General features: G+C 45.5%; 13 protein-coding genes. All 13 read right to left on the reverse strand.

The features are described from left to right. Positions 1–7 precede the first annotated feature (7 nt). Positions 8–1,030 carry a phenylalanine--tRNA ligase subunit alpha gene (pheS, locus tag NFR88_RS03705; protein WP_160200508.1) on the reverse strand — a complete coding sequence of 341 codons (1,023 nt, stop codon included), beginning with the start codon at positions 1,028–1,030 and terminating at the stop codon, positions 8–10. Between the two features lie 47 nt (positions 1,031–1,077). Beyond that, positions 1,078–1,902: a TrmH family RNA methyltransferase gene (locus tag NFR88_RS03710; protein ID WP_251613618.1), complete on the reverse strand. Its 825-nt coding sequence runs from the start codon at positions 1,900–1,902 to the stop codon at positions 1,078–1,080. A gap of 12 nt (positions 1,903–1,914) precedes the next feature. Beyond that, the gene (ftsZ, locus tag NFR88_RS03715) at positions 1,915–3,051 is read right to left on the reverse strand and encodes a cell division protein FtsZ (protein ID WP_160200510.1); all 1,137 of its coding nucleotides are present in this window, start codon (positions 3,049–3,051) and stop codon (positions 1,915–1,917) included. A gap of 71 nt (positions 3,052–3,122) precedes the next feature. Next, a complete protein-coding gene (locus tag NFR88_RS03720; protein WP_160200511.1) occupies positions 3,123–3,896 on the reverse strand; it encodes a cell division protein FtsQ/DivIB in 774 nt (257 codons plus the stop codon). After that, positions 3,883–4,989, reverse strand: coding sequence for an undecaprenyldiphospho-muramoylpentapeptide beta-N-acetylglucosaminyltransferase (gene murG, locus NFR88_RS03725; protein ID WP_161908983.1), 1,107 nt, complete (start codon positions 4,987–4,989; stop codon positions 3,883–3,885). Before murG ends, NFR88_RS03720 begins: the two co-directional genes overlap by 14 nt. Before the next feature lie 31 nt (positions 4,990–5,020). Next, positions 5,021–6,178, reverse strand: coding sequence for an FtsW/RodA/SpoVE family cell cycle protein (locus NFR88_RS03730; protein ID WP_161908984.1), 1,158 nt, complete (start codon positions 6,176–6,178; stop codon positions 5,021–5,023). Then, positions 6,178–7,554, reverse strand: coding sequence for a UDP-N-acetylmuramoyl-L-alanine--D-glutamate ligase (murD, locus tag NFR88_RS03735; RefSeq protein WP_251613620.1), 1,377 nt, complete (start codon positions 7,552–7,554; stop codon positions 6,178–6,180). The genes NFR88_RS03730 and murD overlap by 1 nt, the downstream gene beginning before the upstream one ends. An 84-nt stretch (positions 7,555–7,638) precedes the next feature. Continuing rightward, positions 7,639–8,604 carry a phospho-N-acetylmuramoyl-pentapeptide-transferase gene (gene mraY / locus NFR88_RS03740; protein ID WP_160200515.1) on the reverse strand — a complete coding sequence of 322 codons (966 nt, stop codon included), beginning with the start codon at positions 8,602–8,604 and terminating at the stop codon, positions 7,639–7,641. A 5-nt stretch (positions 8,605–8,609) separates the two neighbouring features. Next, positions 8,610–9,989 (reverse strand): UDP-N-acetylmuramoyl-tripeptide--D-alanyl-D-alanine ligase, encoded by a 1,380-nt coding sequence (locus tag NFR88_RS03745; RefSeq protein ID WP_251613622.1) that lies wholly within the window; start codon positions 9,987–9,989, stop codon positions 8,610–8,612. Continuing rightward, positions 9,961–11,448 carry a UDP-N-acetylmuramoyl-L-alanyl-D-glutamate--2,6-diaminopimelate ligase gene (locus NFR88_RS03750; RefSeq protein WP_307726231.1) on the reverse strand — a complete coding sequence of 496 codons (1,488 nt, stop codon included), beginning with the start codon at positions 11,446–11,448 and terminating at the stop codon, positions 9,961–9,963. Before NFR88_RS03750 ends, NFR88_RS03745 begins: the two co-directional genes overlap by 29 nt. A 30-nt stretch (positions 11,449–11,478) precedes the next feature. Then, positions 11,479–13,479, reverse strand: a complete 2,001-nt coding sequence (locus NFR88_RS03755) for a penicillin-binding transpeptidase domain-containing protein (protein WP_160200518.1) — start codon at positions 13,477–13,479, stop codon at positions 11,479–11,481. Between the two features lie 126 nt (positions 13,480–13,605). Continuing rightward, positions 13,606–13,932 (reverse strand): FtsB family cell division protein, encoded by a 327-nt coding sequence (locus NFR88_RS03760; protein ID WP_160200519.1) that lies wholly within the window; start codon positions 13,930–13,932, stop codon positions 13,606–13,608. A gap of 12 nt (positions 13,933–13,944) precedes the next feature. Continuing rightward, on the reverse strand, positions 13,945–14,880 hold the full coding sequence (rsmH, locus tag NFR88_RS03765) for a 16S rRNA (cytosine(1402)-N(4))-methyltransferase RsmH (protein ID WP_160200520.1): 936 nt from the start codon (positions 14,878–14,880) through the stop codon (positions 13,945–13,947).

Below are 14,880 nucleotides of genomic sequence, written 5' to 3' on the forward strand. Positions count from 1 at the left end.
TAACCTCCTATTTGAACTGCTCGATGAATCTCATGTCGTTTTCATAGAGGTAACGAATGTCATCGATTCCGTACTTCAGCATAGCGATTCTCTCTACACCCATACCTACTGCAAAGCCGGTATACTTTTCTGTATCGATGCCGCCTGCCTGGTGTACGTGCGGGTGCGTCATGCCGCAGCCCAAAATTTCAATCCAGCCGCTGCCTTTGCAAACAGGGCAGCCCTTGCCGCCGCATTTGAAACAGGAAACGTCCATTTCTGCGCTCGGCTCGGTGAACGGGAAGTGACTCGGACGGAACTTGGTTCTTGTCTCCGGACCAAAGAGCTGTTTCGCCATATGGTCAAGAGACCCCTTTAGGTCGCCCATATTAATGCCCTCACCGATAACCATCATTTCAATCTGATGGAAAGTCGGAGAATGGGTAGCGTCCGGGGTATCTACTCTGTAACATCTGCCCGGAATCAAAACTTTATATGGCAGCGCCAAATCGTGCTCTGCTCTGATTTCTGCCGAAGAGGTATGAGGTCTTAATACCGTATCTTCGCTTACATAGAATGTATCGGTCATATCTCTTGCCGGATGGTTTTCCGGAGAGTTGAGCGCATCAAATGTGTTATACACCGTATCTACATCCGGCCCTTCGTAAACGGAGTAGCCCATGCCCTTAAAGATTTCTACTACTTCGTCGATTACCTGCGTAATCGGATGTTTTACACCGAATACGACTTCTTTGCCCGGCTCGGTTACGTCAATTTTTTCTGCCTTGAACCTAGCTTCTCTTGCCTTTTCTTTTACTTCGGCAGCCTTCTCGGAAAGGAGCTGTTCAAACTCCGCCTTTGCTTTGTTGGCAGCCATACCCAGCGCTTTCTTTTCTTCTGGCGGAAGCTTGCCCATGGATTTCAGGATTGCTGTCAGTTCTCCCTTTTTACCGAGAATCTTTACTCTTACGTCTTCCGTATCTGCTAAAGAAGTGGCAGCTTCAAGCTGCGATTTTGCTTCTTCCAGCATTTGCTTCAGTTTCTCTTGCATGTTCTTAAACCTCTTTTCAAATATTTCTTTGCCCTTATATACTAAATTTATTTGTGCCTCGCAGCCTCGTACATTAGAATGCCCGCCGCTACAGAAGCATTGAGAGATTCCAATCTGCCCTTCATCGGAATCTTGACTTTGATGTCCGCCATTTCTATCAGTTCCAAAGATACGCCATTGCCTTCGTTTCCGATGACCAGGGCTGTGTCTTTGGAAAGGTCCACATCAAAATAATCATTGTCGGTATCAAAGCAGGTGACCGTAAGGCGTTTGCCCAGACTGTCCACAAGCTTTCTAAGCTCCCTATTATCCTCGACATGAATAATAGGGATCCTAAAGACAGATCCAGCTGCACTGCGAATGGTCTTCGGCGAATAGACATCACCTGTGCCCTTGACAATCACAGCAGCAGCGTACCCTGCACCCTCGGCAGTCCGCAAAATGGTGCCGATATTGCCCGGATCCTGTAATCTATCCAAAACCACCAGATTGGTACCTGCACCGCATAGGCTCCCCAGCTCTTCTGCGCTATAGGTCTGCTTTTCTATGACGGCCATAATGCCCTGGCTGGTCTCAGTCTGTGCAATTTTGTCAAAGAGTCTCTCATCCATGACATAAATCTGCTGCGTCTTTAATGCTGGCGGAACCAGTGATTCCTTCCCTTTTTTGCTCACTATGTAATGAATCTGCTCAGAAGGTGTCTCCGCCAAAAGATTTTCTCCCTCGACGAGATAAAGTCCTTCTCTATCCCGATATTTCTTTTGAGATAGTTTCTGGCATTCCTTGAATATTCTGTTTTCCTTAGAACTAATTTCTTTTATCATAGTAATTACACGAAAAAGCCGGTCAAAAAAATGCCGGCTTTTAAACATAGCGCTTGTGTCTTATTTCTGCCCACTTAAGAAGTCAGGCAAATCGAATCTGGAATTGCTCTGATCCTCGTCTTTGGTCTCTTCAAAGATTTCACCAAGGGTTACGCTTCTTCCTGTCAATCCATTTTCAGTGGTCACAACCTCCTGCGGTGATTTCTTCTGGAAATTGCTATAGTTTACGGGAGCCTCATCAAGACCCTCTCCAAAGCCTGTTGCAATAACAGTGATTGCAACCTCATCATTCATTTCTTCGCTGACAGCCGCACCAAAGATCAGAATTGCTTCTCTATCTGCCTGTTCTTCTACCAGACTTGCAATTTCGTTGACTTCCAGCATACCCAGGTCATATCCGCCGGATACGTACAGCAGGATAGCTCTTGCACCTGCAATGGTAGTCTCAAGCAACGGACTTTCGATGGCGGATGTAACTGCATCCTTGGCTCTGTTCTCGCCGCTTCCTCTGCCCACACCCATGTGTGCAATACCTCTGTCCGTCATGACGCTCTTGACATCGGCGAAGTCTACGTTGATTAATGCAAAATCCGAAATCAAATCAGAAATACCCTGTACACCCTGTCTCAGGATGTCGTCTGCCATAGTAAATGCCTGCAGCATGGAGGTGTTTCTCTCGCAGTTCTGTAACAATTTATCGTTTGGTACAACAACCAATGAGTCTACATACTTCTTTAAAAAGCCCAGCCCCAGTTCAGCCTGATCCTTTCTCTTCTTTCCTTCAAAGGAGAAAGGCTTGGTTACAACGCCTACAGTAAGGATTCCAAGATCTTTGGAAGCCTTGGCAATAATCGGCGCTGCCCCTGTGCCAGTACCACCGCCCATACCGGCGGTAATAAAGACCATATCGGAACCTTCTAAAAGGCTTGTAATCTCATCTAAAGTCTCTTCTGCAGATCTCTGTCCAACTTCTGGATTTCCTCCTGCTCCAAGACCCCTTGTCAGCTTCTCACCAATCTGAATTTTGGTTTCTGCCTTACATCTATTCAGCGCCTGCCTATCGGTATTGACTGCGATAAACTGCACGCCCTTCAAATCAGCCTCCATCATTCTATTGACTGCGTTACAGCCGCCGCCACCGACCCCGATGACCTTGATGACTGCTGCATTATCCTGACTTGTCTCAAATTGCAACATGCTAAATTGCCTCCTTGCATCCCATAATATATTTTATTTTATCACACAATTTATTTCTTTGCACCATTTTTTTATTCAAATTCTGGTGAAAACGGCATATAATTATGCTCTCCCAGATGAATTGTGCCTCTCGTGGTGTCGCTTTTCAATAAATTGTTAATTACTTTCTGTAAGTCTCCGCTTTCCAGTCCGCTTAAAATTTGCTTTGCAGTGCCCTTTACCACAAGTGTGTCGTATATGTAAGCCCGCAGCACGATACTGGATACATCAATACGTTTAAAATAAACATCTCCATTCTGCATTGCGTGAAGCATAGTCAGCGTGGTTTTCAGCGTCGCTGCCTCCTCTGCCTCCACTTTTTCACCTGCTGACAACTTACTGATAGTAAGTCCCGTAAGCAGCGTAATCTTAGGATCGACCTTGCTTTTTCTAAGAACTAGTCCATCTTTATCGATGACCACATACTGCTCGCCATAAACAATAGCCGCAATCTGAGTCCGCTCCTTAACCTCAATAATCAGCGTCGACGGAAGCTTCCGCCTTACACTGACTTCCTCAAAATAAGGATCCTTCAAAAGGTTGTCCTCAATTGTGCTAACATCACCGCCCCAGAAAATATTGTTGCCTGTGGTTGCTACTGCCAGGTTTCTCACTTCCTCTGCATCGTAATATCCGTTTCCGTCTACCTCAATAGTCTTGACGTCGAAAAAACTGGACGAAAGAAATAAAGCTGCCGCTGCAAAAATCCCAATGAACACACAAAACCGCAGCAAATAGTTTTTCTTCTTTCTGACCTTCTTTTTTCGTTCAACCTCTTTAAACTCTATATCCTTATACTCGCTCATCCTTTTTCATCTCCGCATAAATCAGTTCAGTTGCCTCAAGAGGTGCGCAGGCTTTGCTTGCATTGCTCATCTCAGTAAGAGTCGTTAGATTATTTCTAAGTCTCATCACTTCAGAAAGAAGCAGCTCCGAAGTCAGATTTTTTTCTTCGATAAGAACTGCGCCGCCCTTGTCCGCTACAGATTTTGCATTAAAGAACTGGTGGTTGCCCGTTACGTTTGGTGACGGAATCAGGATCGAAGCCTTTCCGCAGACCGTGGTTTCAGCTACAGACAAAGCCCCTGCACGGCTTATGATAAGGTCTGACGCACCCAGATAAGTTTCCATGTCATTGATATAGGACTTCACCCGAATGTTGGGCTGTATCTCGATATTCTTTTCTTCAGCTTTTTTCAAAATTTCATCATAGTACTGACTGCCTGTTCCAAAGATAAAGGTCACACCTTTATGACCGTTTACCGCTTCCATCAAATCAAAAGCTACTTCGTTGATTTTTTCAGCGCCTTGGCTTCCGCCAAAGGAAAATATTACAAAATCATTGCTTCCAATATCAAGTTTTTCTCTTGCAGCCCGCTGATCCACATCATAAAACCGCTGACGTACCGGATTTCCTACATTCACATGTTTTTCCGGCTGATGAAAATAATGACTTGCCTCCGGAAATCCCAGGAAAATTTTATCCGCAAATTTTTCCAGCGTCTTATTTGCTACACCCGGATAAGCATTCTGCTCGTGAAGATAGCACTTTGCACCGTATTTATGCGCTGCATACATGACTGGCACGCAGACAAAGCCGCCGGTTCCTACCACAGCATCAGGCTTAAACTTCTTCATAATCCTAAGCGCCTGACCAATCCCGCGCATCGTAGAAAGTCCAGTGTCGAAAATCTTAAAAATGTTACGCCGATCAAGCCACTTTGCTGATACCAGCTCCATCGGATAGCCCGTACCCGGCACGATGTCCTTTTCAAGTCCGATGTCATTTCCAATATAGAGAATTTCTGAATCCGGTTCTTTTTCTTTTATTTTATCTGCAATGGCAATGGCAGGATAAATATGTCCGCCGGAGCCGCCGCCTGTTACAATCACTCTCATTTTTTCTCTCCTCAATCTGCCTTAACCTGTCTTAATGCATTTTTGTCTTGCCGCTCTCTTCACTGCTGCCGCTCTGTCTGGAAATGTTCAGTATAATCCCCGAGCACCCCATGAAAATCCAGAGGGCATTACCGCCGTAACTGATAAACGGCAGGGCGATACCTGTTGCCGGCATAGATGAAGTCACAACCGCAATATTTAAAACAACCTGCAGACCAATCATGATGGTGATTCCGCCCGCAAGAAGCATACCGAAACGGTCTGGCGCATTGAGGCATACGTGGAAGCACCTCCAAATCAGCACCGCATAAACAGCCAGTAAAATCAGAAGCCCTATGAGCCCCAGTTCTTCGCCGATGATAGCAATGATGAAGTCATTCTGCGGTTCAGGCAGGTACAAATTCTTTTGGATGCTCTTGCCAAGTCCCAGACCAAATAATCCGCCGGAACCGAGAGCAAGCAGAGACTGTACTACCTGAAAGCCATCGCCGAGAGCGTCTGCAAAAGGATCTGTAAAAGCTACAATTCTCTTCTTCCAATGCCGCATACCGATGTCGTCTCCGATAGCAATCAGTCCGACCACAGCCGCGCTTCCGGCGACTGCTGCACCAATCACGTATCTCCACTGCAGTCCTGCAAGAAACATGATTCCCGCAATAATACCGCACACCGTGATAGCCGTAGAAAGGTTCGGCTGCTTGATAATCAGACCGCCAAAGACCCCCATTAGTATCAGCAGCGGTAAAACACCTTTACTAAAAGACAATATCAGCTTTGTATCGCTTGCCAGAAATGACGCCGTAAAAATAATCACGGCAACCTTTGCAATTTCTCCCGGCATAATGGTGAAGCCGATGTAAAGGGCTCTCGTCGCACCGCCTTCCTCTCTGCCCAGTGGAGTCAATACCAGAAGCAGAAGGATAAAGCTGGCAAGAAGAATCAGGATAGAAAGCCGCCTGAAAAGGTGGTAATCCAAATAGGAGCAGACCGCCATAATCACAAATCCACTGAGGGCAAAGATACCCTGCCTGATCAGGTAATCATAAGGAGAGCCTGACTCGTTGATAGATTTATAATAGCTAGCGCTGAAAACCATAACTACCCCAAAGATGACTAAAATTGTCACCATAGCAATAATTACAAAATCGCTCGCTCTTAAGTTTTTCCTGCTCCATAAGTTTAATTTCATTATCTGTCTAACCCGCTGACACACTGCTTAAAGTGGTCTCCCCTTTGTTCAAAATTATCATACATATCCCAGCTTGCACAAGCAGGGGAAAGCAGCACCGTATCTCCCGGCTCTGCCATCTGCGCCGCCATGCGCACACATTCGTCCATATTCTTGCAGCTTACAAAGTCGGTAAATCCCGCCTTTTCCGCCGCTTCTTTAATCATATGCGCATCTCTACCAAGAAGAATTAACTGTTTTATGCTGCCGTCAAATTCCTTCACCAGTTCTGCGAAATCCTGTCCCTTGGCATCACCGCCTGCAATGAGCAGGATATCCTTTTTGATAGCCCTGATTGCTGTCACTGCCGCATCCACATTGGTTCCCTTGGAATCGTTATAGTATTTTACGCCGTCTACCTCACCGCAGTATTCCAGTCTGTGGGCAACACCGCCAAAGCTTTTGATAGTATCTGCAATCACCTTAGGTTCAATCCCCGCAAAATAGCAAATCGCTGCTGCCGCTAGCGCATTTTCCAAATTGTGACTGCCGATGATTAAAAGATCATCAACTGCGCATATTTCTATTATATCTCCATTTTTCGTTTTCATGACAATCTGCCCGTCTTTGACAAATGCGCCAAAAGGCAGTTCTTCTTTTCTGCTGAAAGGCACGATATTTGCCTTGCAGTCCTTTGCCAACGCATAACAGGCTTTGTCATCGTAATTGATGACCAGATAACCGTCTTCTCTCTGGTTTTCAAAGATCTTCGCTTTCGCTTTTCCATAAGCTTCCATGGTATGATGACGATTTAAATGATCCGGGGTCAGATTCAAAATTGCCGATACCACCGGCTTAAAGTACCTGGTGGTTTCCAGTTGAAAACTGCTGGTTTCCGTTACCAGCCATGCGTCCTCCTCTGCGTCCATAGAAGCAGAAATCACAGCCACACCGATATTGCCGACCACGTAGGTTTTTCTCTTCGCCGCCTTGAAAATTTCGCCAACTAGCGTGGTTGTGGTAGTCTTCCCATTGGTTCCTGTAATCGCAGCATACCGACCGTGTCCGATTCGATAAGCAATTTCAAGTTCTCCTATGATTTCCACACCGGCTTCCTGGGCTTCCTTGATAAAAGCAAGCTCAGGGCTCACACCCGGGCTTAAAATCAGCATATCGAACTGCCCCATATCAGCCGGCACCCTGTCAAAGTAACAGGTTACCCCTCTGCCCCTGAGGAAGGCAAGAAGCTGTCCATCTATCTTTTCTTCCTTTTTTGAATCCTGAATGGAAACTTCTGCGGAAAGGCAAAGCATTGCCTGTGCTGCAGCAATTCCTGATTTTCCCAGACCTACGATTAAAACTTTTTTATTTCGAATGTTGTTTAAATTTCCACTCATCGTCTTACCTCTTACCCTAACATTTTTCTTTCCTGTTTAATCTTTCCATTTTCAAATCATATATACACTGTCAAATACGTGCGATTAGATATTTGCAACAAGATACGCGATGCCGCAGCAAACCAGTGCAATAAACCAGAACATAGCAACTACGTATTTTTCTTTCATGCCGCACATTTCGAAGTGGTGGTGCAGCGGGGCCATTTTGAAAAAGCGTTTGCCGCCGGTCATTTTAAAATATCCCACCTGAATGATAACAGACAGTGCTTCCAGTACATAAATCAGTCCTGCAACCGGCAAAAGAAATTCCACTTTCATAATAATCGCTGCAGACGCCAACGCACCGCCAAGGGCCATAGAACCGGTATCTCCCATGAACAGCTTTGCAGGGTATCTGTTGAACACCAGAAAACCTAAACATGCACCGGTCAGCGCTGTACAGAAAATCGCTGCGCTATTATGCCCAAACTCCATGCCGACGATGGCAAAGAAGAATGCTACCAGCGCTGTAACGCCAGAAGATAAGCCGTCCAGTCCATCAGTCAGATTCACCGCATTTGCCATAGCAACAACGACAAAGATGACAAAAGGAATGTATAGCGCGCCAAAATCAATATACTTGTCGATGAACGGAATCCATACCTCAGTTCCATAACCAGAATAATTTGCCATATATACGGCCAGTGCCCCTGCAAAAAGAATTTGCAGCACCAGCTTCTGCCATGCACGAAGTCCCAGATTATGTTTTTTTGCAACCTTGATGTAATCATCAAAGAAGCCGATTAATCCAAAGAGCAGTGTCACCGCTAACATAACGAAAGTGTCCGTGGACACATACCCACCGATAAAAGTCATTAAAACCAGTGCCGCAAAGATAGCGATGCCGCCCATGGTAGGCGTTCCTTCCTTAGAAAGATGAGACTGCGGGCCCTCTTCCCTGATAAACTGCTGAAACTGTTTATGTTTGAGAATAGGAATTTCCAGTGAGGTCAATATCGTGCCCGCAATCATTCCTAAAGCTGCTAAAAATACGAGTTGAAAAATCTGCATGTGTGTTACTCCTGTTCCTTCAAAATTTTATCCACAATCTCCTCCATGCCCATGGCTCTGGAACCTTTTACCAGAACGGTATCTCCTGGTTTAAAGAGTCCCATAGCTTCCTCATAGAATTGATTCTTTGTATTATAGAAATACACCTTCGTATCCATCCCTGCGTGGTTTGCCCCCAAAGCTATATCTCCTGCTTTCTCTCCTACAGCAATCAAAAGATCGATATTTTTTTCTGCGGCGTAAACACCGATTTCGTGATGATAAGCGGCAGAGTTTTCTCCCAGTTCATTCATGCCGCCTAAAATAGCGATTTTACGGTTTCCCTTAGCGCTGACTAAAGTGTTCAAGGCTGACTTCATGGAGTCAGGCGCCGCATTGTAGGTGTCATCAATCACCTTAATTCCTCCGGCTTCCCTGATGGAAAGCCTCTTTCCAGTCAGTTCCATAGCTACAAGGCCTCTTGCTGCTTCCTCGATAGAAACACCCAGCTCTCTGCATGCCGCAACGGCAAGGCTTGCGTTAAGCGCATTATGCGCGCCTGGAACCTGCAGAGAAATTCTGTACGTCTGTCCTTCCGCCGCCAAAGTAAAAGCAATGCCCTCCGTCCCGAAATCTTCTATATCCTTTACAGTATAGTCTCCCTGATCTTCTTCCAGAGAAACCTTAATCACATCATAGTCACCCCTAAATTCTGCTTTCTGCAGCATATCGCAGGAGCTGTTTACAACCAGAGTATTTTCTTTCCCGAAGTAATCGGTAATCTCCATCTTGGCGGAGAAAATGCCTTCTCTGCTGCCCAAATTCTCGATGTGAGAAATCCCCACATTGGTAATAATGCCGATGTCAGGTCTAATGATGTCTACAAGGCGATGGATTTCACCAAAGTGATCCATTCCTATTTCCAAAACCGCAGCTTCCATTGTATCATCAAAGGAAAAAATCGTCAGTGGAACGCCGATATCATTATTGAAATTTCCTACTGTGGCACCGGTACAATACTTTTGTTTTAAGATAGCATGCACCATATCTCTGGTACTGGTTTTGCCCACACTGCCAGTAACAGCAACCGTTTTCAGCTGCAACCTCTCAAGATACCAGGCAGCTAGCCGCTGCAATGCTTTTGTGGTATCGGAAACCAGAACTGCGCTGATTCCCTCGGGCACTGCATCTTCTCTTGCAGTAAGCACCGCCGTGCAACCCTTTTCTTTTACCTGTGGTATAAATTTATGAGCATCATGTACCTCTCCCACAATGGGGACGAATAAGTCTCCTGCTTTTGCCGTGCGGGAGTCTGTGCAAACTGCAAAAATCTCTTCTTTGCTCTGTCCAGAAATAATCTTTCCGTCCGTCGCCTTTTCAATCTCTCCTAAAGTTATCGTGTTCATGTTTCACCTTTTCTATTGACGCCAGAACTTCCTCACGATCGTCAAAATGTATTTTATCTTCTCCAATAATCTGATAGTTTTCGTGTCCTTTACCTGCAATGATGGCTATTTCACCATCCTGCAAATGCTCCGCCGCATAACGAATCGCCGCTCTTCTGTCTGCAATCACCGTAAAACAGCTTCTCTGTTCTGCAAGAACTCTGGTAATATCGCTGATAATTACCTCCGGCTCTTCTTTTCTCGGGTTGTCGGAAGTGACCACTGAGAAATCTGCAAGGGCAGCTGCCGCTTTCGCCATGTCTGTTCGTCTGTTTTTGTCTCTCTGCCCACCGCAGCCAAAAACCACAGTCAGACGCTTCGGGTGATAATCCCGCAAAGACTTCAGTAAATTTTCAAGGGCTACGCCGTTATGTGCATAGTCCACCATGATGACTTTACCGGGACCTGCCGCAAACATTTCCTGTCTGCCCGGCACCAAGATTTCACGCAGTGCCGTACGAATGCTTTCCTTGCCTATCTTCATCCTGCTGCAAACCGCCGCTGCTGCCATAGCATTGTAACAAGAAAATTTCCCGGGTAATCCCACAACCAAGTCTATATTATAATCGCCTGTAATCTCAAATTCCACTCCTAATTTTCCGGGAATTTTGACATAATCCAAGTTCTTTGCCTTAAAACCGCAGTGCTTCTCCATTCCATAAGTAACAATCTTGCAAGCACTGTCCTCTACCATTCGCTGTGCATATGGGTTATCTGCATTTATCACCGCTTCCTTACAGGTCTGAAACAACTGCGCCTTGCAACCCGCATATTCAGCAAAATCCCGATGTTCACCGCGCCCGATATGATCTTCTGACAGATTAGTAAACACGGCATAGTCAAAATATAGTCCGTGTACTCTCTTAAGCTTCAGCGCCTGAGACGACACCTCCATCACACAAGCGGTACAGCCACAGTCTGCCATCTTTCTAAGGTACGCCTGCAGCTCCACCGATTCCGGCGTCGTATGGGTGCTTTCAATGATTTCTTCTCCTGTATCCGTATGCACCGTTCCAATCAGCCCGCATTTTTGTCCTGCTCTTTTCAGTATTGCCTGTATCATAAAAGTCGTCGTCGTTTTTCCCTTAGTACCGGTTACCCCGATAAGACAGAGCTTTCGGGCAGGATAGCCATAAAACGCGCCTGCCATTTCCGCCATCAGCTGTCTGCTGTCTGTAGTTCTGACAACCGTAATATCATCTGACAAGCTAAGAGCTTTCTGGCAGACCACTGCCCTCGCCCCTCGCTTAACTGCTTCCTCTGCATAGTCGTGGCCATCATCTTCCGCACCTTCAATGCAGACAAAGACGCAGCCCTCTATGACTTTATCACAATGGTAGAAAATTCCTGTAACCGCAAGTTCCAAAGAACCTTGCATACACTCATAATCTGCATTTTGCAGCAGCTCAAAAAGTTTCAGTTCAAATCTCCCCGATTCTTTGCTTTCAGTCTATTCTCTATATAAGTATACCTTTCCGCCTTTCTTTATCTTCTTACCTGCCTTCGGATACTGCTCTACGACTGTAAAGTCTTCGTTCTCAGATTCCTTCGGTATTGCCTGGTATTCCAAATCATATTTTCCTAAAACGCCGATAGCTGCACTGTAGCTCTTGCCTTTTACATTCGGTACATAGACGTATTCGGACTTAAGCGCTTTTTCTTCTTCCTCGGTGTACTTCGGATTGACGCCTAAATAAGGAAGTGCATTTTCCATGAATTCCTTGGCAATCGGTGCTGCTGTGGTACTTCCGAACTGAATGCCTTTCGGGCTGTCTACAACAACCAGAATGACAAACTGAGGGTCATCCATCGGCGCCATACCAATAAAGGAAGAATAAGTATCTTCTGAATAGCCTCCTGTAGCCGATGGCTTATCTGCTGTACCTGTCTTGCCGCCGATACGATAACCTGCAACTTTTGCCTTACCGCCGCCACCCTCGGATACGACATACTCCATAATTTCCTTCATTTCATCTGCTGTTTTGGAGGAAATAACTTTGCGGACCTCTTTCGTTTCGAAGGTCTTCACCGTATCCCCGTTGGAATCGGTCAATTCTTTTACCACTCTGGGCTGCATGAGCACACCATCGTTTCCGATAGCACAGACCGCCGAAACCAGCTGTATCGGTGTTACCGCAACTCCCTGCCCATAGGAGATGGTTGCAAGTTCAACTGGTCCGATCAAATCTTCCGGCTGTACCTGCGCTGTCGCCTCTCCTGGCAAATCAATATGAGTCAAAGAAACGCTGGTAATTCCAAACATTTCCAAATAATCATAGTACTTCTCTTTGCCCAGCTTCATCGCCATCTGGATCTGTACTGGGTTGCAGGAATTTCCTACAGCCTCTTTCAAAGTTTCAGTTCCATGAGGTACACTGCTCCAGCAGTGGAGCGTAACATGCGTGCCGGGCACTTCGTAACCTACGTTACATTGATACTTAGTGGTAAGCGATGTTACACCTTCTTCCAGTGCAGATGATGTGGTAAGCAGTTTAAAGGTTGAACCCGGCTCATAAGTGTCACTGATGATAGGATTTCTCCACATCTGGTTCAGGTAAGTGCCTTGTTCTTCCGTTGTCATCTTGTCAAATTTTTTCTGTTCGCTTTTCTTAACAGGCGTCAAAGGTTCATTAGGATCAAAGCCTGGATTGGTCGCCATGGCGAGAACGTCGCCAGTTGCAGGATCCATGACAAGACACATAATTCTGCTGGCGTTGGTTTCCTTCATACCGTTTGCCACAGCATTTTCTGCATAGTGCTGCAGCACCTCGTCTATGGTAAGAACCACGTTAAGCCCGTCTTCTGCCTGATAGTATTTTTCTTCTCCATAAGCCAGAGAATTTCCGTTAAGATCAGTATTCTTAATCCATCTGCCAGCTACGCCACTGAGATATTCATCATACTGAAATTCTACGCCGCTGCGGCCTTCGTTATCATCGTTGACACTGCCCAGAAGCTGAGAAGCAAAATCCCCCAGAGGGTAATAGCGTTTTGCGTTTTCAGCAAGTTCAATTCCGTAAATTTCCAGTTCTCTGATTTTATCCGCTGTTTCTTTATCCAAATACTTGGCAATTTTAATCAGCGCCTGTTGTTTCGTGATTTTCTCTTCGACTTCAGCAGCTTCCATATCTAAAACCATGGCAAGCTTACCGCTTATCTCTTTGATTTCTTTGTCAGTAGTGTAGGCTTTTTTCACATCGGAAGGTCTTGCCCAGACAGTATAGCATGCAGCGCTGGTAGCCAGCTTTTCTCCGTTGCGGTCAAGAATAGAGCCGCGTTTGGCTTCAATTGGAATATCGCTGGTCTGCTGATCAATTGCCATACCACTGTATTCTTCCGCCTTTACTACCTGAATCCATGCCAGACGAAAAGACAGCAGCAAGATCAATATACTGATGATGCCAAAGGTGATAATCACTCTCTTTTTATTTTTTCCGCTAACTCTCGCCATATTCCTTTATAACTCCTGTCTGATATTTTCTCCATAGATAGCAAAAAGAGCCAGACGTTCTAGATTATTCAATTGTCCGGCTGCATTCTATGAAATTATTCCCAAAAATAGTATACGGTTTCTCCGTTAGTTGTATGCCTGTTCTTTGATCGCCATAGCAAAATTTTCTGATGGTCTGTCATCCTCCGTCACATAAACACACTCCCCATCTGTCGGATATACCATACCGAGCTTCCCTTTGGCAACTTTTTCTATATGTTCTACATTATTGGCACTTTTTATTTTGATGTTGAGAGTATCAATTTCTCCCTGGATTGCCTCATTAGATGAAACCAGGCTGTTGTTCTCTACCTTCAGTTCAGCAGAGTATGCGGTCACTACGACCATCACAATACAAATCAGTCCAATCATCAATGCTCCTGTTAATATTCTTCTTTTGTCTTGATTTCTCATCAGTATTCCCCATCAAATTTTTTCGCAGACCCTAAGCTTTGCACTTCTGGATCTCGGATTTATCTCTAGTTCTTCCTTGCTGGGAAGAATTGGTTTCTTAGTAATTTTGTCAATATCTGCTTTTTTTCCGCAAACGCATACTGGAAATTCTGCAGGACAAGTGCACGGATTGGCCCTTTGCGCAATAGTTTCTTTGACAATGCGATCCTCCAGCGAATGGAAGGAAATCACACAAAGCCTGCCGCCCGGCGCCAAAACATCACAAAACTCTGAAATTGCGTCCTTTAGCTGTCCCAGTTCATCATTTACCTCAATGCGAATTGCCTGAAAAGTTCTCTTTGCAGGATGAGGACCTTCTCTTCTTGCTTTTGCTGGAATGGCGCTTTTAATCAACTCCACCAACCGACCGGTTGTTTCGATAGGCCCGTCCTTTCTTCCATTTACGATAAAACTCGCAATGCGAGAGGCCCACTTTTCTTCGCCGTATCCGGAAATGATACGTCTCAGTTCTTTCTGATCATAGCTGTTCACTACATCGTAGGCAGTAAAATTATCGTCCTGACTCATCCGCATATCCAGCGGTGCATCATGCATGTAAGAAAAACCTCTTTGGGAATTGTCCAGTTGGAAGGATGATACCCCTAAATCTAACAATGCGCCATCAATGTTAGCAATCCCAAATTCCTGCAATACCTGTCTGATGTCTGAATAGTTGGTTTGCACAAAGAGTTTTTTACACGGATAGCCGGAAAGTCTGAGCTGGGAAGCTGCCAGCGCGTCTCTGTCACGGTCAATCCCGATTAAGAGTCCGTCCTTTGACAGCCTGCGGCAAATTTCGGAGGCATGTCCGCCGCCGCCAAGAGTGCCATCCACGTAAACGCCATCAGGTTTGATATTCAGATTTTCAATACATTCTTCCAACAGAACTGAAGTGTGTTTAAACTCCAT

It is taken from the genome of Senimuribacter intestinalis, from assembly GCF_943192965.1.
GTDB classification, from domain to species: Bacteria; Bacillota; Clostridia; order Peptostreptococcales; family Anaerovoracaceae; genus Senimuribacter; species Senimuribacter intestinalis.

What these genes read in the sequence shown, in the direction of transcription:
- pheS (WP_160200508.1), bottom strand. Translation starts at nt 1,030, where the DNA reads ATGCAAGAGAAACTGAAGCAAATGCTGGAAGAAGCAAAATCGCAGCTT.
- NFR88_RS03710 (WP_251613618.1), bottom strand. Translation starts at nt 1,902, where the DNA reads ATGTTTAAAAGCCGGCATTTTTTTGACCGGCTTTTTCGTGTAATTACT.
- ftsZ (WP_160200510.1), bottom strand. Translation starts at nt 3,051, where the DNA reads ATGTTGCAATTTGAGACAAGTCAGGATAATGCAGCAGTCATCAAGGTC.
- NFR88_RS03720 (WP_160200511.1), bottom strand. Translation starts at nt 3,896, where the DNA reads ATGAGCGAGTATAAGGATATAGAGTTTAAAGAGGTTGAACGAAAAAAG.
- murG (WP_161908983.1), bottom strand. Translation starts at nt 4,989, where the DNA reads ATGAGAGTGATTGTAACAGGCGGCGGCTCCGGCGGACATATTTATCCT.
- NFR88_RS03730 (WP_161908984.1), bottom strand. Translation starts at nt 6,178, where the DNA reads ATGAAATTAAACTTATGGAGCAGGAAAAACTTAAGAGCGAGCGATTTT.
- murD (WP_251613620.1), bottom strand. Translation starts at nt 7,554, where the DNA reads ATGAGTGGAAATTTAAACAACATTCGAAATAAAAAAGTTTTAATCGTA.
- mraY (WP_160200515.1), bottom strand. Translation starts at nt 8,604, where the DNA reads ATGCAGATTTTTCAACTCGTATTTTTAGCAGCTTTAGGAATGATTGCG.
- NFR88_RS03745 (WP_251613622.1), bottom strand. Translation starts at nt 9,989, where the DNA reads ATGAACACGATAACTTTAGGAGAGATTGAAAAGGCGACGGACGGAAAG.
- NFR88_RS03755 (WP_160200518.1), bottom strand. Translation starts at nt 13,479, where the DNA reads ATGGCGAGAGTTAGCGGAAAAAATAAAAAGAGAGTGATTATCACCTTT.
- NFR88_RS03760 (WP_160200519.1), bottom strand. Translation starts at nt 13,932, where the DNA reads ATGAGAAATCAAGACAAAAGAAGAATATTAACAGGAGCATTGATGATT.
- rsmH (WP_160200520.1), bottom strand. Translation starts at nt 14,880, where the DNA reads ATGGAGTTTAAACACACTTCAGTTCTGTTGGAAGAATGTATTGAAAAT.